The organism is Nonomuraea sp. NPDC047529 (assembly GCF_040642995.1).
In the GTDB taxonomy this organism is placed as follows: Bacteria; Actinomycetota; Actinomycetes; order Streptosporangiales; family Streptosporangiaceae; genus Nonomuraea.
In genome coordinates, this window is record NZ_JBEYTJ010000035.1 from 1 (window position 1) to 16,092 (window position 16,092).

Below are 16,092 nucleotides of genomic sequence, written 5' to 3' on the forward strand. Positions count from 1 at the left end.
TACGGACCGAACGTTCCGACACCTGCCACACCAGTGGGAAGAGGCCCGTCACCAGCGGAAACGCGGTGTCGGGCCTCTTGTTTCATGTCCGGCCGTCTCCGGCCTCCTATGGCACCTCGCCGCCGCCGTCCTCTTCCCCGGCGCCGCTGCGGCCACTCGCTCCTCAGACGGCAGAACAGGCCTATCCGGCCGGCGTGTCGCAGAACTCCTGCTTGACGAGGGCGTCCACAAGCGTCAGGAAGTCCTTCGCCGGGCCTCTGGTGGCCGAATCCAGCCAGGTCACCGAGGCGGTCAGGGTCTTGCTGCCGTCGGGCGAGCTGTACATCAGCGCCCCGTAGCCGTGCGGTGGGCTGCCGTTGTGCTGGTAGACGGTGCCGCAGCCGGGGCCCAGGTCCTGCGCCCATATGCCGAGGCCGTAGTCCTGCTTGGGGAGCGGCGTGGGGATCGCCGTGCGCATCTCGGCCAGCAGGTCGGCGGGCAGGAGCCGGCCGCCGTTCAGTGCGGAGAAGAACGTGGTCAGGTCCTGCGTGGTGGAGATCAGGTCGCCGGCGCCGGTCAGCAGGGACAGGTTCTGGTGGGAGAGGTCGATCACCTTGTCCTTGTACTGGTAGTAGCCGTGGGCGTGTGGCCCGGGCAGTGCCGTCGTGCGGTTGCCTGCCGCGAGGGTGTCCCGCAGTCCGAGCGGGCCGGTGATGCGCCGCTTCAGCTCGGTGGCGTAGGAGTGGCCGGTGATCTTTTCGATCATCAGCAGCGCCACCGTGTAGTTGGTGTTGGAGTAGCTCCACTGCGTCCCGGGTTCGAAGCGCGGCTTCTTGGACAGCGCCAGCCGTACCAGTTCCTCGGGCTTGTAGCTCTTGAACCGGTTGGGCACCCATCCGTCTCCGTTGGCGGGGATCCCCGGTTCGTCCATTGTCCCGTCGGGCTTGTACTCGCCGGTGTAGTTGAAGATCCCGCTGGTGTGGCGCAGCAGCATCCGTACCGTGATCCGCTCGTCCAGCCCGTAGCCGGGCAGGTAGTCGGCGGCGGGCCTGTCCAGCTCGATCCTGCCCTCTGCCACCAGTTGCAACACCATGGTCGCGGTGAAGGTCTTGATGATGCTGCCCGTCCAGAAGCTCCCGTTGGTCGGGGGCTTGGCGGCCGATCCCAGCTCGCGCACCCCGGCGCCGGCGGCCCAGTCGCCCTGCTGATCGCGCACGCGTAGCTGGATCCCGGTGAAGCCGGCGTCGACGAAGGCGTTCATCGCCTTGTGCAGCTCCGGGCGATCCGGCCCGGTGGGGGTGGCCATGGCGGGGGTGGCGACCCCCGCGAGCACCGCCGTTGCGAGCGCCGCGACGGCCGTGCGCCGGCTGATCGTCGTGTTCATGGTTTCCTCGTTTCTGGGGTTCTGGGCTCTTGGTCGCTGTTCTCAGTTCGTGGTCCGGCCGTCGCGGAACACCTCGTCGATGAGCCGCTGTGTCGCCTGCTGGAACGCCGCCGCCTTGGACAGGTCGGCGTCGTCCACGTAGGTCACCGAGGCCGTCATCGTCTTGCCGCCGTCGGGCGTGCTGTACATCAGCGCCGCGGAGCCCGCCATGCCGCCGTTGTGGTGATAGAGGGTGCCGCCGTTCCCGCCCAGGTCCTGCTCGAAGATCCCCAGGCCGTAGCCGATCTTCGGGTCCGGCTTGCGCATCTCGGTCAGTAGCTCGGCGGGCAGCAGCCGGCCGCCGTTCAGCGCGGCGAAGAACGTGTGCAGGTCCTGGGTGGTCGAGATCATGTCGCCGCCGGCGGAGATCCACGAAGGATTCTGGCTGGTGACGTCCACCGTGTGCTCCCGGCCGCCGTCCTCGTACCGGTAGTAGCTGTGGGCGTGCGGCCCGGTGATCTCCGTCGAGATGCCCGGCGCCTCGGTGCCCGTCAGCTCCAGCGGGCCGAGGATCAGCCGCTGCAGTTCCTCGGCGAACGAGCGGCCCGTGACCCGCTCGATCAGCAGCCTGGCCAGCACGTAGTTGGTGTTGGAGTAGCTCCAGTCGGTGCCCGGCTCGAAGCGCGCCGGCTTGGACAGCGCCAGCCGGACCAGCTCTTCGGGCCGGTAGGTGCGGAAGCGGCCGTCCACCCATTCCTTGCCCGACCACGCGATTCCCGGCGCGAACGTCCCGTCCTCGTAGTACTCGCCGGTGTGGTTGAAGATTCCGCTGGTGTGCTGCAGCAGCATCCGTACGGTGATCCGCTCGTCCAGCGCGAACTCGGGCAGGTAGCCGTCCACCGGGCTGTCCAGCCCGATCTTGCCCTCGGCCACGAGCTGCAGCACCACAGTTGCGATGAACGTCTTGGTGGAGCTCCCGACCCGGAACCGTCCGTCCGCCGGCGGCTTCTCCGACGAGCCCAGCTCGCGCACCCCCGCGGTGCCGACCCACTGGCCGCGCTCGTCGTTCACCCGCAACTGCATTCCGGTGATGCCGGAGTTCACGAACTCCTGGATGAGCTTCTGCAGTTCCGGGCGATCCTGCCCGGCCACGGTGTTGGCTGCGCTCACCTCGGGCGTGGCCGGGGCGGTGTCGAGGGCTGCGCTGATCTTGCGGGCCATCTCGGTCATGGTGGGGCTGGGCCTCCCCTGGGTGGCCGCTTCGACGGCGACCAGGACGGTGCGGCGGAAGTTGTCGGCCTCGGCCGGGGCCTGCTTCCTGAGCAGGCTCATGGAGGCGTTCAGAGCAGGCAGCACCTGGTCGGCGAGTTCGGCCACGGTCTTGCCGTACTTCACGCCCTTGGGCGCCTTGGCCAGCACGTGCCCGACCGGGCCGGTCGCGGAGGTCAGGGCGACGGAGCCCTCGGCGGCGGCCTTGTGCGCCGAACCGGCGGCACCGGCGGCGGACATCAGCGAGACGGCGCCCCAGGCGGCGGTGCGCAGGGTGAGCTGGTCCTGGTCGGTGAGGGCGAGGGCGAGGGACATGGCGGTGCTCCTTCGGGGCTTCCGGCTTGTCGGCGACGAGGTCCGTTGGCGACGACAGGAACGTTACGACCGTTGCCACAATCTTGGCAAGTAGTTGCCAAGATGAATTGCCAAAGCTGTCGGTGTGCGGCATGGGGATCTGGCAAGAACTTGTCTGAAGGGAGGCAAGTGAGTTAGCCTCTGGCGTGACCCTCAAGACGTCGGACGACGTCAACCGCTACCCGGGAGTTCGGACATGCTCGAACAACCAGTCTTCGGCCGCCGACTGAGGCAACTGAGGACCGAACGCGGCCTGACGCTCGCAGCCCTCGCGGGCGAGGGCATGTCCACCGGATACCTGTCCCGGCTGGAATCAGGGGCGCGTCAGCCCACCGAACGAGCCATCAAGCACCTGGCCACGCAGCTCGGCATCAGCCCCACCGCACTCACCCAGTTCACCGCCACCTCCCTGGCCCAGAGCCTGACCCTGGCCACCGGCCTGAGCCAGGACGAAGGCGGCCAAACCCTCAGCGACGCCCTGAAAACCTCCGGCGGGGAGGACCCCCTCCTGCGCTGGCAGGCCCTCTGGCAAGTCGCCGAATGGCGTCAGTGGCGTCAGGAGTACGCCGAGCAGCGCACATGCCTCGACGAGCTGGCCACGCTCAGCGCACAGATCGGGCTACCCGAGCTGCAGTCCAGAGTGCTGGCCGCACTGTCGCGCTGCATGCGCAGCACCGGAGAGATCGTCGGCGCCGTCGATGCCGCAACACACGCCTACGAGCTGGCCGAACGCGAAGCGCTGCCCGCCCGCGTGCGGGCCTCCGCGCTGCTGGCCCTGGTGTCGGCGCTGGCCGAGGCCGGGCGACTCCCCGACGCCGCCCGGCATGCCGACGAACTGCTCACGCTGGCGGACCAGGTCTCGGGAGCGCTGCGGGCCCAAGCCGTGTGGACCGTGGCCAACATCCGGGTCCGCCAGGGCGACCTCGAAACCGGCGCGGAACTGATGGACCAGGCCATCGACGGCTTCAACGGCCGTGACGACCTGACGCTCTGGACGCGTCTGCGCCTCGGCGCGGCCCGGCTCGACCTCAGGGCCGATCCGCCCAGAATCGAGTCCGCCCGGCGGCGTGTCACAGAAGTCCAGGCCGTGTTGCCGTTCGCGGACGCCCCGGCCATCGAGCAGCAACTGCTGGCCGTGCGCGCCCGGATCGCCGTCCTCGCCGGCGACCTCGACGAGGCCCGTACGGTCCTGGACCGGCTGACCGGCTTCGACGACCTGCTCACCTACCAGGAGCGGATGCGGCTCGACGTCCTGCGCAACCGCGTCCTGCTCCTGGAGGGCGAGCAGGACACGGCGCTCGCCGGGCTGCGCAAGCTCGCCGAGCAGGCCCAGCAGAGCGGCAACATGGACCTGGCCGCGGACATCTGGCGCCTCGTCGCCGAATCCCTGACCAAGTAGGGCGCTGTTCCGACCCGGGTGGCGGCGGGGCGGCGCGCGATCTCACCGGCGAGAGCTCGGGGAGGCAGTGTCCGACGCCTCGTCGTGACGGTTCGCGACACACCTGCGGGCCTGCCGGACATGACCTAGGCATGAACGTCACTGATACTGAGCCGCCGGAGCGCACCCAGCGCTTCGGCCGGCTCTACGAGCAGACGTATGCCGCGTTGCTGCGGTTCGTCGAGCGTCGCGTCCACCCCTCTCACGCCGAGGACGTGGTCGCCGACGTGTTCCTCGTTGCCTGGCGGCGTCTGGACGACGTGCCGCCGGCGGCGGATGAGGCGCGGGCTTGGCTGTTCGGCGTCGCGCACCGCACTCTCCGCAACGGGTTGCGGGCTGATCGGCGGCGGCAGGCGCTCGCCGTCCGCATCGCGGACGGGCAGCTGACCGGCGCCGCGGTGGCCGGGCTGGACCCCGAACTGGTGGCGCGCCGGCTCGACCTCGTCCAGGCGTGGCGGCGGCTCAGTCCGCTCCACCAGGAGGCGCTCGCCTTGGCCGTGTGGGATGGACTCACAGCCCCGCATGCCGCGCGGGTGCTCGGTATTTCTCCCGTTGCGTTCCGGCTTCGGCTCACCCGGGCCCGGCGTGCCCTGCGCCGCCACGCCGACGCGGCTCCCACCACAGAAACCCAGCTCGTGGCGACCGCCACCGTCGACTCTCGGAGCACGCGATGAACGACATCCTCGACCACACCCTGCGCGACCTCGACCCCGCTGTCACCCCGGCCGACCTGGACACCGGCACCGACCCGCAGGCTCGTGCCCTGCTGGCCCGGGTGGTGGCCGCCGACCCGATGAGTGCGCATGCACCGACGACCAGCAGCCCTCGCGTGCTCACTGCCGGGCGGCTCGCCATGGTGAGCGGAGGGGTGGCTGCCGGCATCGCGGCGGCGTTGCTGCTGCCCGGCGTGTTCGGCGGTGGCACGGCGATGGCCGCGTGGACCGCGACGCCGCACACGGTGAGCAGTGACCGGGCCGTCGAGGCCCAGGAGAACTGCCTCGACAACGCCCAGGACACCGCCGAGCGCACGACTGGACGCAAGCTCGACTTCCGGCCCGTGGTGACCGAGGGGCGGGGACCATGGACGCTCGTCTACGTCAACGATGACAGCAGCCACCTCGCCGAGATCACCTGCCTGCTCCGCGACGGCGACCTCGTCGGCATGCACGGCAGCACGCCGGGCCCCGGCGCGAAGCCGCTTCCGCCGGTTCCCGCGGGGTCGGCACGGGCGGCCCTCGGCGCGGCCACGAGTTCGAGTGAGGAGAGCGTGCGTACGGTGACCGGCAGGGTCGGTGCCGGTGTGGTGGGCCTCCAGCTCGCCACGGAGGCGAAAGGCACCGTCACTGCGACCGTCACCGGCGGCTACTTCGCGGCCTGGTGGCCGGACGCGCCGACGACGGAGGAGCGCGAGAACGCCTCAGGTCGGGGCGGCGTCACGGGCGTCACGACAATCCTCCAGGACGGATCGCGGCGCAGCGTCTCGCTCGAGGAGCTCACCGGCCGGACGAGCGCGCAGCTGAACACGCCGGCCACTGGCGGCTCCGTCGAGCTCGACTGACAGTGGCCACCCGCTGACGACGCCGATTCTGTCTTCTTCACCGCCGGCGCGGAGTTGGCTACAGTGGCGATCTTCCGGAGTCTCTGAAGGCGAACGTCCATGACGAACCTTGATCAGGCGTCCGCGCGTCTCCGTCTCGGCGCCGCGTTGAACCGCATGGTCGTCACCTTCCAAGGCATGACCGCACGTCCTGATGAGTACAACTGCGAGTGCCACTGGGGGAGTGCGGAAGAGCTCGCGCAGTTGAAGGTGCCGGACGTGGAGCTAGAGCTTGATCTTCTGCACCGCGCTTGGCGGCCCATCGATTGGAACGACCATGGATCCGTGTTGCGCCGTGTTCTGCCTCAGTTGTCGAGGGCTCTCGTCGGCGGTCTCGTCGAGCCGCTTTTCGGTATGGATGAGGTCGGACGTTCACTTGCCCGGGGCCAGGGGCAGCAGTGGCCTGGCGAGCAGGTTGCAGCGGTCCGGGAATTCCTGAACGCCTGGTGGGCCCGCACTCTCATCGACCCGGATCCGGTTGTGCCCGTGCACGAAGTTCTCGCACTGTGTCACGAAGCCTCTGCCACACTCAGCCCCTGGCTGGACGTCTGGGAAGCGCAGACGTCCAGCGTGGCCGACCACCACCTGGCCAAGGCGGTGGCGCACTGGGAATACGACTTGCTGGGAGACCGACTCCCCTGGGAAACCCAGGAGCACGAGGAAGAGACGTGTATCGAGTTGACGGCCTGGCTGATCCGCACCGCCCCCGCCCGCCTCCGCAGCCAGAACGCCCCCGTAGAGCTGCTCCATCGCATACGACTGCTCGGCCTCGCCGGCTCCGCCCGCTGGGAGGACCCCCACTGGCCTGACCATCGCTACTGAGCCAGTACCCACGGCGGTCTGAGCCGATGGCTGCAGGCTCCTACGCCGGAAAATCCGTGTTCCACGGATAGGCGAGCCGCTCGGGCGCCACCCCACTCTTGAGCAGGGCCAGGTCAGCGGCCCTGTCCGCCTGTGGTGGACCCGGCGGAGGCGCACCCGCAACACAAGCGGGCCCGAAGCAGGGACAGGTCGACAGCTCTGAAGCGAGGGGCTCTTTGGACCTGTCGCTGTTACGCGTGGTCGAGGCCGACTTCGACCCGTACGGAACGCCGGAAGAACTCGCCGCGGACCGCCCCGTCGTGGCAGCCGGAACAATCGACGGCTGGCAGCAGGGCCCGATCCCTGATGGGCTCGTTTACATAGAGCTCAGCCAGGGTGGTGTCGTCAGCGATCCGACGGCCTCGGTCGAGCAGTGGAAGCCGCGCAAATCCGTCGAGGATTTTGAAAAGGCTCTTCCCGCCGGCACCAAGATGCTCGCGTTCCCGCGCGAGCGTCCTGTTCAGGAACTGGAGGTGCGCGACCCGGGAGAACCTCTGCTGATGCTCGTACCTCCGCAGGGACTGATATCCGAAGACCCGCAATTGGTCGGTCAGCCATCCGGGGGCACGGCTTTGGTGGGGGGCAAGGAACGGCTGAGCGTCGGAGGTGAGGCCTGGGCATGCACCAGGTGAGCCGCGTGTTCGGCTGCCATCCAGACTGCTGAGAAGAGTGGATTCGCTCGTGTTGGATGAGATCGTCGCTCGTTACGGCGACATGCTGAGTGACCTCGACACCATCGCCTACACGGTGACGCTTCCCGACTTCGGTGTCCTGTCGATCAGGGATGCCGTACGTCGGCTTGGGGCGGACCTCACTCTGCTTCAGGGCCCCGACGAGCTGCCGCGCAGCACCGGCTCCATCAGTCTCCACCAGGTCGGCGACGGCATCGTCACGCTGGACTGGGTCAACCCGGGAGGCGACCGCATGGAGATGACCGAGCGACTCGCCGGCCAGGGATTCCGGCACTGGTACGTGTCCTTCGACATCGAAGGCAACACCAGCATGTACGCCCACTACGGCCAGGCCGAAGGCTTTCTCCATCATCCGGAGCCGGACCTCATGTCCTTTACGGAATGGGCAGACCACCTCGGTCCCTTGAGCCCGTACACCGACTTCCTCGCGAGTGGCTATGACAGCGAGGACGCGGAGGCGAGGGTGGACATCCTCGCGGCATGCCTCGCCGTGGTGGAGCTGGAAAGCGGTGTCCGCCTGGACCGAGCATTGATGGACAGCCCCTGCTCGGCACTGCCGATGCCTCTGTGATGCAGCTCGCCGCCGAGACGGCCTGATCAGCGGGGCCCATTGCCGAACCGGCCTCATGAAGATCGAACGGCGGCGCGGCGCCGTCGTAAGCCCGCCGTCCGGGCGTGCGGCCTGGCCTCATTCCAGGTTGGAACCCAGGAGAAGGCCGTGGAGATCCCAGCCCGTTGGAATGGGCCTGTCATCCGGATAGTCGATCACCTGGAGCGAAGCCTCGTCGTAGAGGCTGTACGTCGTGATGTCGTCGCCTTGGGCCACTATGAGAAGACGTGCGCCCAGCCGCCAGACCGCATGTTGCCATTCCGACTCGTCGTCCCAGCCGTCATCGATCACAGTCGGTGCGCCCAAGCGTCGTGCGACAGTCCTGTGCCCGTCTTCCCAGACGCCCTTGAACCGGGCCCGGTCGGCGGTGCGATCGATCCGCCAGATATCCGATGGGACGTGCTGGGGAAACTCGCTCAGGTCCGGGTCTGGGTCGGGATCCCAGATATCGTCGGGCTCGTAAAAGAGGGCGAAGCCCACGGAGAATCCTCTTACCCGAGTGCTCTTGCCGTTGGTGATGACACCGACGTTCCACTCTCCCGCGGGCACTATGGGCCACTCTTCATCGTCGAGGATGTGCTTGGCGAGAGAGCCGCCTTCCGGGAATGGCCATCCGGTCGGTTGCCAAGTTTGATCGAGTGCCTCACGGCTCCATGGGCTTCTCGCCAGGTTGATCACAGTGTCCACGAGAGCAAGGTCGATGCCATGCCATGCCAAGGCCATGGTGGGTGCCCCTCTGACAGATCGTTTCGACGGCTCGGGGCAAGTTACGGCCCGCATCGTCGGAACTGCAAGCCCGATGGCGGAGCGCGGTTGTGGCGGGCAGTGCGTAGAACTCGTTAGGACTGGGGGCGCGTCAGCGGTTCATCTGGAGGAAGCACAGGGCAGGGGACAGGCGCCGTGCCACCGTGACGACGGGTGATGTGGGCCTCAAGTAGCCGAACAGCCAGCCCATGACGGTAATGGAGGGCGAAGAGCAGCGGGATGTCCCCATCGGGGCCCGGGCGTTCAGGATCCGCCCCATATGCCAGGAGCGCGGCGGTGCATGCAGCATCGAGTGGCTCTCCGGTCTGGGCTGCTCCGTCCGCCTCCACGTCGATCGCATGCAAGAGCAGTGTCGTGTTGGAGCACACCTCATTCGGGTCGGTACCGGCGTCGAGCAACCGGGTCAGCTCCCTCAGGTCGCCATGCTCTACTGCCAGGTGCGCCGGAGTCATCGGCTCATGGGGTGCCGCTGCTGGTTCCATAACCGTGATCAAAGCAGACGCCGGACCCCTGCCGCCGGCTCTGGGTGAACCCCCGCGGAGTGGATCTGACTTGGGAGCCACCCTGGGCGAACGATGCTTGTCCACGTTGACGTAGCCGTCGATGAATCGCTCGAAGACCTCGGGGCTCTGCTCCGGAACCACGCGTAGACGTCGAGACATGGCGGATGGGGGCGTGAACGTGATGCCCAACGGGTCCAGAGATCGTGTACCGAAACCCTCCAACTGACATGACGATTGGCGACGGTCAGGGGACCAGAGCCTGCTCTCTTTCATTTCATACGTCGTAGTCGCGCCGCTTTCGCGATTTCTCCAGCTTGGCATCGGAGCTCATCATCAGTTGGCGGCGTGCTTCGTAAGGCTTCCCAATCATCGATGAGAATCATGAGCTCTGTGATCTCGGGAGGGTGGCCGCATCGAGGTGAGAGTTCGGTGACCAGGAAATCGGCACCAGCCGAAATGGGCAGCGTGCCTTCCTGCATGGCTAGTGAGACTTCGAACGCGACATTCCACGGTTCCTGCTGGGTATTCAAGGGGGGCATTCCACATTCGGAGAGCACCTGGCGAAGCAGCGGTTCAATCTCCGAAAGGGAGCCGATGGAGAGGGCATATCCGGCTAGTTCGATGGTGCTGGGTGTGTCGACTCCGGCTCCGATCAGATCGCAGGCCATCCAACCTGCGTCTGCGACACGACCGACGAGTCGTCGGCAGTGCAGGTCACCCCGAAGCTCAACAAGATACGCGCGCAGTTCTGCCGAGAGTTCCACGGGACCAGCATCGTCGTGGGAGCGTGATCCGGAACATGCCCGGAATGATCAGCGACATCATCTTCGCGCCAGACTGTCTATCCGCAGTGCGGTCGCACGTTGGCCGGTACAACCGCCGGCTCCGGCGGCTGGAGGAGCGGGCACAACGAACGTGATGACGTCGCAGAGCCGAGGCCCGATCCAGAGACGCAGGCCAAGCGGCCAGTTGAGGCGAGACCACGATCCCCTGTGAAAACCGTCGGCTCAGCCTACGCAAGTTCGAACCTTGCACCTGACGCACCAACGGGAAGAGGGCCGTCACCAGTGGAAACGCGGTGACGGGCCTCTCGTTTCATGTCCGGCACTCCATGGCTGACCACGGGTGATCGTTCTCTGTATGTTCCCCAACGATCAAAGACGGCAGAGCCTGATCGCCTTCTGAGCACCACCCCGACCCTCCCCGGCCTCGCCAAGGGCCGGGGAGGGGAGCGGGCCGAGGATGCCGATAGTCTCCGCAGACCCCTGCACCGCTGATCGGCGCCGGCGTACGAGAGGAGACCCATGACCCACGTGCTGCTCACCGGGTTCGAGCCGTTCGACGGTTCTGGCGTCAATCCGTCGTGGCAGGCGGTGCAACTGGCCGCGACCACGCCACCGGAAGGGGCGTCGCTGACGACTGTGATGCTGCCGGTGGTCTTCCAGGACGCCATCGCACGGCTGCGCGCGGCCGTCGAGGAGTCCGGTGCTGAGGTCGTCGTCTGTGTCGGGCAGGCGGGCGGGAGGCCGGGTATCACGGTCGAGCGCGTCGCCGTCAACCTTGATGACGCTCGCATCCCCGACAACAAGGGCGCCCAGCCCATCGACGAGCCCGTCGTCGTGGACGGCCCGGCCGCGTACTTCTCCACCCTCCCGGTGAAGGCGTGCGTGGCCGCCGTCCGCGAGGTCGGGCTGCCGGCGTCCGTCTCGCACACGGCGGGGACGTTCCTCTGCAACCACGTCTTCTACGGGCTGATGCATCTCATCGAGTCCGGCCGGCCGGGGGTGCGCGGCGGCTTCGTGCACGTGCCCTACCTTCCCGAACAGGTCCCGAGCGGCGACCAGCCGTCGATGTCCGTCCAGTCGATCGCCGAAGCGCTGACGGCGATCGTGTCCGTGGCGGTCACCACGACCGCAGACCTCAAGGAGACCGGCGGCTCTCTCCACTGATCCACTGCCGACCGTCGCCCATCTCGGCCGTCTACCTGCGGGCCAACCCGACGTTCGAGCGGCCCTGCGGCTGGGCCTGTCTGTTCGCGCCGGCCGCTGAATGCGCCTCGGCCTGGCCCGGCGTGATGCCTGCCTCGCGTGGTCACGGCCTGTTGCCGGTGGTTCACCAATAGATGTGCAAGGATCTCGGCGGCGTTTCCGTCGGTCTTCGGGGCTTGGTAGCGCACTTGACTGGGGGACAAGGGGCCTCGGGCCGGATCCGTGCGGCGCGTGACATGGCTGAGAGCCCCGGATGGTGTCCGGAGCCCTGTGGGTGTGGCTGAGCATCACGCCGCCAGTGCCTCCAGTGGCGCTCTCCGGGCGTTCCTCCGGCCCCGGCGCCCATGATGGGCGGCTCGTGAAGGATTTCGGCCTGGCGCGGTAAGTACAGGTGACCGCATACGCCAGGAAAGGTCGGTATGCATGACAATCCCTCGCGAAGTAGTTGAGGTCGACGACGCGCTCCTCATTGAGAGATCGCTGAACGAACCCGAGATCTTCGCCACGTTGTTCGACCGGCATGCGCCGCTCCTGCACCGTTACGTGACCAGGCGCCTGGGGCCCAGCGAGGCGGAGGACGTCGTGGCCGACACCTTTCTGGCCGCCTTCCAGCACCGCGGCGGCTACGACCGAAGTCGCGCCGATGCCCGACCGTGGCTGTACGGCATCGCCTCCAACTTGATCGGCCGGCGGCGGCGTACCGAGACGAGCCTCTATCGCGCCTACGTTCGCAGCGGCGTGCATCCGGCGGAGCTGTCCGGCTCGCAGGTCGAGGACGAGGTCAACACCCTGGCCGTCAACCGCCCGCTTGCGCTGGCCCTGCTGGGGCTCGCACCGGCCGATCGCGACGTGCTGCTGCTCGTCGCATGGGCCGAACTGAGCTACCAGGAGGTGGCCGACGCGCTGGCCATCCCGCCGGGAACCGTCGCCTCGCGACTCAACCGAGCCCGTCTCCGGATCCGTCAAGCCCTGAGCAAGCAAGGAGAACGCTGATGGACGCACTCAAGGCCATGTGGGAGACCATCCCCCCCGCCACCCCGGACGAACTGGCCGGAGCGCGGCAGCGGCTGCTCCACGGGATGCGGCCCCGGCGACGCGTCGTCACCGGCCCCCGGCTGCTGGTCGCGGCCGGGCTCGCGGCGGGGCTAACCGTCGCACCGCTGATCATCGGAACCGAGCCCGCCGCCCACGCGGTGACCAGAAGCCCGGACGGCACGGTCGAGGTCACCGTCAACGAGCTGAGCGATCCGGCCGGGCTGGAGGCCGAGCTGGCCGCGGTGGGCATCAAGGCCGACGTGACCTTCCTGGCCCCGGCCACGCGGTGCGCGGGCCCGCGGTTCGCCGGCGTGGACCGGGCCTACGGCGGGGAACCCGCTTCGAACGCGAGCGAGCTGCGTTCACTCGTGGAAGAGTCGCGGTCGTTCAAGGCCACCCGGGTGACGTCCGTTCGGACGATCCGGATCTTCCCGCAGTACATCAAGCCGGGCGAGACGCTCGTGGTGGAGTTCCGCGACAACAGGAACCCGCAGGTGCCCTGGCGGCTCGGCGCCTGGCTGGCCGAGGCGGGCACATCCGTGAAGCCGTGCACGCCCGTCACGGGCGCTCAATGAGGCCTTGCTGCTGATCGGCGGCAACCGCGTCGCCCGGTACGGAAGCGGGTTCAGCCCTCCTCGTTCCCGGCATTTCGGGCTTGGCGGCGACCTCTCCGGCGCCCTTCGTTCAAGCCGTCAACCAGCACCGACGCCGGCCTCGCCGGCGGGGGTGTAGCCGCGGGTGCGGACGAGGTCGCGGGTGAGCTCGGTGAAGGCGTGGGTGGCGGCGCTGCGGTAGGCGCCCTCGCGGTGCAGAAGGGTGACGGTACGGGTGGGCAGGGGCGGGTCGAGGGGGACGGGGGTGAGGTGGGGGTGGTCGTGGGTGATGGCGTCGGGCAGGACGGTGGCCAGCGGGGTGCGCTGGACGATCTCGATGAGGGCCTGGACGGAGTTGGCCTCGACCGCGATGTGGGGGGCGGTCCGGTGGCGGGCGAAGTAGGCGTCGATGTGGCCCCGGGTGGCGAAGTCGCCGCTGAGCAGGGCGAGTCGCTCGTCCTTGAGGGCGCGGACCGGTAGGGGGGCGGGCAGCGGCCGGGCGCGGGGGATGCCGGTGACGAGGCTGAGGGTCTCGGTGAACAGCGCGGTGGCGGTGACGCCGGGCAGGTGGGGGCCGGCGAAGGCGATGCCGAGGTCGAGGTCGTCGGCGAGCAGGGCCGCTTCGATGCGGTCCTGGGCCATCTCCGCCAGGGTGAGGCGGATGCCGGGGTGGCGGGTGTGGAGCTCGGCGGTGAGCGGGCCGACCAGGTAGGCGGTGAAGGTGGGGGTGACGCCCAGGCGCAGGTCACCGCGGGAGAGGTCCTGGACGTCGTGGACGGCGCGTTCGGCGGCGGCCAGGTCGCGTAGTGCGCGCCGGGCGTGGTCGGTGTAGACGACGCCGGCGTCGGTGAGGCGTACCGTGCGGCCGGTGCGGTCCAGCAGTTGCACGCCCAGGGTCCGCTCCAACTGCCTGATCTGCTGGGAGAGCGTGGGCTGCGAGATGTGCAGCTCCTCGGCGGCGCGGGTGAAGTTGCCGTGTTCGGCCACGGCGAGCAGATAGCGCAAGTGACGCAGTTCGAGGACGGCCATGGAACAAATATAGATGAGAGCAATAGATTCCATGTCGAACAACTCTTGGACTCTATAAGCCCAGGTCATGCATGATGGATTCACCAGCCCGCGAAGGGAGTGACCACACCATGCAGGACCTCACCGAAGGCGTCGCCCGTTTCCAGCGGGACGTCTTCCCGGCCAAGGCGGAGCTCTTCGCCCGTCTGGCCACGCACCACACACCGCACACGCTGTTCATCAGCTGCTCCGACGCCCGCGTCGTCCCCGAGCTGATCACCGGTACCGAACCGGGTGACCTGTTCGTCATCCGCACCGCCGGCAACCTGGTGCCCGCCTACGGCCTCGAAGCCGACGGGGTCGCGGCGAGCATCGAGTACGCCGTCGCCGCCCTGGGGGTGGAGGACATCGTCGTCTGCGGCCACTCCGCGTGCGGCGCGATGACCGCGCTCGCCGAGGGGCACGACCTCAGCGGCGCCCCGACGGTCGCCGCCTGGCTGCGGCACGCGGACGCCTCCCGGGCCCGCACCGCCACCGCCGGCGACGTTCCCGCCCTGGTCCGGCAGAACGTGCTCGCCCAGCTGGCGAACCTGGCCACCCACCCGTCGGTGGCCCGCGCCCTGGCGGAGGGGAAGGTCGCCCTGCACGGCTGGGTCTACGACATCCCCACCGGCCGTGTCGAGGACCTGACCGCCGCCGGCCCCGCGCGGGCGGCCTGACGCCGGGGTTTCGCCCGCGACAGCTCGCCGGAACCCCCGTATCCATCGAACAGAGAAGGACGTACCGATCATGGTGCACGCACAGTTCAACGCCACCGCTCGCGAGGCCCTGGCCGCCGCCGCTGTGGACGCCAAGACCCGCAGGAACCTCACCTGGCAGCAGATCGCCGACGCCTCCGGCCTGTCGGTGGCCTTCACCACCGCGGCCGTCCTCGGCCAGCACCCGCTGCCGGAGACTTCCGCCAGGGCCGTCGCCGAGCTGCTGGGCCTGGACGAGGACGCGGTGATGCTGCTGCAGACCATCCCGGTCCGCGGCTCGATGCCGAACCGGATCCCGACCGACCCGACCATGTACCGCTTCTACGAGATGCTCCAGGTCTACGGCACGACCCTCAAGGCCCTGGTCCACGAGCAGTTCGGCGATGGCATCATCTCCGCGATCAACTTCAGGCTCGACGTGAAGAAGGTCGCCGACCCCGAGGGCGGCGAGCGCGCCGTCATCACCCTGGACGGCAAGTACCTGCCGACCAAGCCCTTCTGACGACCTGACACGGCGTCACAGACGGGCGGCAACGGGGCGGGCCGCAGACGACCTGCCGGCCCGCCCCGCCCCGTTCGACGAACCCAGCCGAGCCGACTGCCCACCCAGCAAACCTCTGGAGGATTTCCGTGGACTTCGCCCAGCGCACCATCGACATCGCCCGCCAGAACGTCGCCGACGGCGGCCGTCCGTTCGCGACCGTCATCGTCAAGGACGGCGAGATCCTGGCCGAGAGCCCCAACAAGGTCGCCCAGACCGGCGACCCCACCGCCCACGCCGAGATCCTCGCCATCCGCGAGGCCTGCACCAAGCTCGGCACCGAGCACCTGACCGGCACCACCATCTACGTGCTGGCCCACCCCTGCCCGATGTGCCTGGGCTCGCTGTACTACTGCTCCCCGGACGAGGTCGTCTTCCTCACCACCCGCGACGCCTACGAGCCCCACTACGTGGACGACCGCAAGTACTTCGAGCTGAGCACCTTCTACGACGAGTTCGCCAAGCCCTGGCAGGAGCGCCGGCTGCCGATGCGCTACGAGGCACGCGAGGACGCCGTCGACGTGTACCGGTTCTGGCAGGAGCGCAACGGCGGCGACCGCCACGTCGCGGGCGCACCCACCACCGCATGAGCCCAGGCGAGGGAAAGGGGGCCTGGCTCCACCCCTAACGGCCGCCGGTCAGGAACAGCGTCGACCACCGGAGTGAAACGTGCCCAGGTCGATGTCGGGGGATGTCGTACAGCCAGTTGTGCAGTCGCTGCTGGGGGTTAAGCCGGAT

General features: G+C 68.4%; 17 protein-coding genes. 12 read left to right on the forward strand and 5 right to left on the reverse strand.

The window, feature by feature from the left end; all coding sequences use genetic code 11:
• Positions 1–181 precede the first annotated feature (181 nt).
• Positions 182–1,363, reverse strand: coding sequence for a serine hydrolase domain-containing protein (locus tag ABZ815_RS39205; protein ID WP_357706278.1), 1,182 nt, complete (start codon positions 1,361–1,363; stop codon positions 182–184).
• A gap of 42 nt (positions 1,364–1,405) precedes the next feature.
• Positions 1,406–2,926: a serine hydrolase domain-containing protein gene (locus ABZ815_RS39210; RefSeq protein ID WP_357706279.1), complete on the reverse strand. Its 1,521-nt coding sequence runs from the start codon at positions 2,924–2,926 to the stop codon at positions 1,406–1,408.
• A gap of 235 nt (positions 2,927–3,161) precedes the next feature.
• On the opposite strand from ABZ815_RS39210, the gene ABZ815_RS39215 reads away from it, so the two are divergent.
• The 6 genes from ABZ815_RS39215 (at position 3,162) to ABZ815_RS39240 (ending at position 8,124) form a co-directional block, all read left to right on the forward strand.
• The gene (locus ABZ815_RS39215) at positions 3,162–4,364 is read left to right on the forward strand and encodes a helix-turn-helix transcriptional regulator (RefSeq protein ID WP_357706280.1); all 1,203 of its coding nucleotides are present in this window, start codon (positions 3,162–3,164) and stop codon (positions 4,362–4,364) included.
• A gap of 131 nt (positions 4,365–4,495) precedes the next feature.
• Positions 4,496–5,077, forward strand: coding sequence for a sigma-70 family RNA polymerase sigma factor (locus ABZ815_RS39220; protein ID WP_357706281.1), 582 nt, complete (start codon positions 4,496–4,498; stop codon positions 5,075–5,077).
• Complete coding sequence (locus tag ABZ815_RS39225) at positions 5,074–5,961, forward strand: hypothetical protein (RefSeq protein WP_357706282.1); 888 nt, start codon at positions 5,074–5,076, stop codon at positions 5,959–5,961. Before ABZ815_RS39220 ends, ABZ815_RS39225 begins: the two co-directional genes overlap by 4 nt.
• A gap of 99 nt (positions 5,962–6,060) precedes the next feature.
• Positions 6,061–6,822 (forward strand): hypothetical protein, encoded by a 762-nt coding sequence (locus ABZ815_RS39230; protein ID WP_357706283.1) that lies wholly within the window; start codon positions 6,061–6,063, stop codon positions 6,820–6,822.
• 215 nt (positions 6,823–7,037) lie between these two features.
• Entirely contained in the window at positions 7,038–7,493 is a 456-nt protein-coding gene (locus tag ABZ815_RS39235; protein ID WP_357706284.1) for a hypothetical protein, read from the forward strand.
• A gap of 37 nt (positions 7,494–7,530) precedes the next feature.
• Complete coding sequence (locus ABZ815_RS39240; protein WP_357706285.1) at positions 7,531–8,124, forward strand: hypothetical protein; 594 nt, start codon at positions 7,531–7,533, stop codon at positions 8,122–8,124.
• A 117-nt stretch (positions 8,125–8,241) separates the two neighbouring features.
• Here the strand turns inward: ABZ815_RS39240 and ABZ815_RS39245 are convergent, their stop codons facing one another.
• Together ABZ815_RS39245 and ABZ815_RS39250 are read right to left on the reverse strand one after the other, a co-directional pair.
• The gene (locus ABZ815_RS39245; RefSeq protein WP_357706286.1) at positions 8,242–8,850 is read right to left on the reverse strand and encodes a hypothetical protein; all 609 of its coding nucleotides are present in this window, start codon (positions 8,848–8,850) and stop codon (positions 8,242–8,244) included.
• Positions 8,851–9,700: 850 nt separating this feature from the next.
• A complete protein-coding gene (locus tag ABZ815_RS39250; RefSeq protein ID WP_357706287.1) occupies positions 9,701–10,195 on the reverse strand; it encodes a hypothetical protein in 495 nt (164 codons plus the stop codon).
• Positions 10,196–10,735: 540 nt separating this feature from the next.
• Here ABZ815_RS39250 and pcp point away from each other — a divergent pair.
• From pcp to ABZ815_RS39265, 3 genes are all read left to right on the forward strand, one after another.
• Positions 10,736–11,380, forward strand: coding sequence for a pyroglutamyl-peptidase I (pcp, locus tag ABZ815_RS39255; RefSeq protein ID WP_357706288.1), 645 nt, complete (start codon positions 10,736–10,738; stop codon positions 11,378–11,380).
• Positions 11,381–11,842: 462 nt separating this feature from the next.
• Positions 11,843–12,412 carry an RNA polymerase sigma factor gene (locus ABZ815_RS39260; RefSeq protein WP_357706289.1) on the forward strand — a complete coding sequence of 190 codons (570 nt, stop codon included), beginning with the start codon at positions 11,843–11,845 and terminating at the stop codon, positions 12,410–12,412.
• Positions 12,412–13,029 (forward strand): hypothetical protein, encoded by a 618-nt coding sequence (locus tag ABZ815_RS39265; protein WP_357706290.1) that lies wholly within the window; start codon positions 12,412–12,414, stop codon positions 13,027–13,029. Before ABZ815_RS39260 ends, ABZ815_RS39265 begins: the two co-directional genes overlap by 1 nt.
• 117 nt (positions 13,030–13,146) lie before the next feature.
• Here the strand turns inward: ABZ815_RS39265 and cynR are convergent, their stop codons facing one another.
• Positions 13,147–14,076, reverse strand: a complete 930-nt coding sequence (cynR, locus tag ABZ815_RS39270; protein ID WP_357706291.1) for a transcriptional regulator CynR — start codon at positions 14,074–14,076, stop codon at positions 13,147–13,149.
• A 110-nt stretch (positions 14,077–14,186) separates the two neighbouring features.
• Between cynR and ABZ815_RS39275 the strand changes: the two genes are divergently transcribed.
• The 3 genes from ABZ815_RS39275 (at position 14,187) to ABZ815_RS39285 (ending at position 15,944) form a co-directional block, all read left to right on the forward strand.
• Positions 14,187–14,774, forward strand: coding sequence for a carbonic anhydrase (locus ABZ815_RS39275; RefSeq protein WP_357706292.1), 588 nt, complete (start codon positions 14,187–14,189; stop codon positions 14,772–14,774).
• Positions 14,775–14,844: 70 nt separating this feature from the next.
• The gene (cynS, locus tag ABZ815_RS39280) at positions 14,845–15,315 is read left to right on the forward strand and encodes a cyanase (RefSeq protein ID WP_357706293.1); all 471 of its coding nucleotides are present in this window, start codon (positions 14,845–14,847) and stop codon (positions 15,313–15,315) included.
• Positions 15,316–15,443: 128 nt separating this feature from the next.
• A complete protein-coding gene (locus tag ABZ815_RS39285; protein ID WP_357706294.1) occupies positions 15,444–15,944 on the forward strand; it encodes a nucleoside deaminase in 501 nt (166 codons plus the stop codon).
• The last annotated feature ends 148 nt before the right edge of the window (positions 15,945–16,092 follow it).

Excerpts from the sequence above, each read along its gene's own strand:
- ABZ815_RS39205 (WP_357706278.1), bottom strand. The coding sequence starts at position 1,363 with ATGAACACGACGATCAGCCGGCGCACGGCCGTCGCGGCGCTCGCAACG.
- cynS (WP_357706293.1), top strand. The coding sequence starts at position 14,845 with ATGGTGCACGCACAGTTCAACGCCACCGCTCGCGAGGCCCTGGCCGCC.
- cynR (WP_357706291.1), bottom strand. The coding sequence starts at position 14,076 with ATGGCCGTCCTCGAACTGCGTCACTTGCGCTATCTGCTCGCCGTGGCC.
- ABZ815_RS39220 (WP_357706281.1), top strand. The coding sequence starts at position 4,496 with ATGAACGTCACTGATACTGAGCCGCCGGAGCGCACCCAGCGCTTCGGC.
- ABZ815_RS39225 (WP_357706282.1), top strand. The coding sequence starts at position 5,074 with ATGAACGACATCCTCGACCACACCCTGCGCGACCTCGACCCCGCTGTC.
- ABZ815_RS39215 (WP_357706280.1), top strand. The coding sequence starts at position 3,162 with ATGCTCGAACAACCAGTCTTCGGCCGCCGACTGAGGCAACTGAGGACC.
- pcp (WP_357706288.1), top strand. The coding sequence starts at position 10,736 with ATGACCCACGTGCTGCTCACCGGGTTCGAGCCGTTCGACGGTTCTGGC.
- ABZ815_RS39265 (WP_357706290.1), top strand. The coding sequence starts at position 12,412 with ATGGACGCACTCAAGGCCATGTGGGAGACCATCCCCCCCGCCACCCCG.
- ABZ815_RS39230 (WP_357706283.1), top strand. The coding sequence starts at position 6,061 with ATGACGAACCTTGATCAGGCGTCCGCGCGTCTCCGTCTCGGCGCCGCG.
- ABZ815_RS39275 (WP_357706292.1), top strand. The coding sequence starts at position 14,187 with ATGCAGGACCTCACCGAAGGCGTCGCCCGTTTCCAGCGGGACGTCTTC.
- ABZ815_RS39260 (WP_357706289.1), top strand. The coding sequence starts at position 11,843 with ATGACAATCCCTCGCGAAGTAGTTGAGGTCGACGACGCGCTCCTCATT.
- ABZ815_RS39210 (WP_357706279.1), bottom strand. The coding sequence starts at position 2,926 with ATGTCCCTCGCCCTCGCCCTCACCGACCAGGACCAGCTCACCCTGCGC.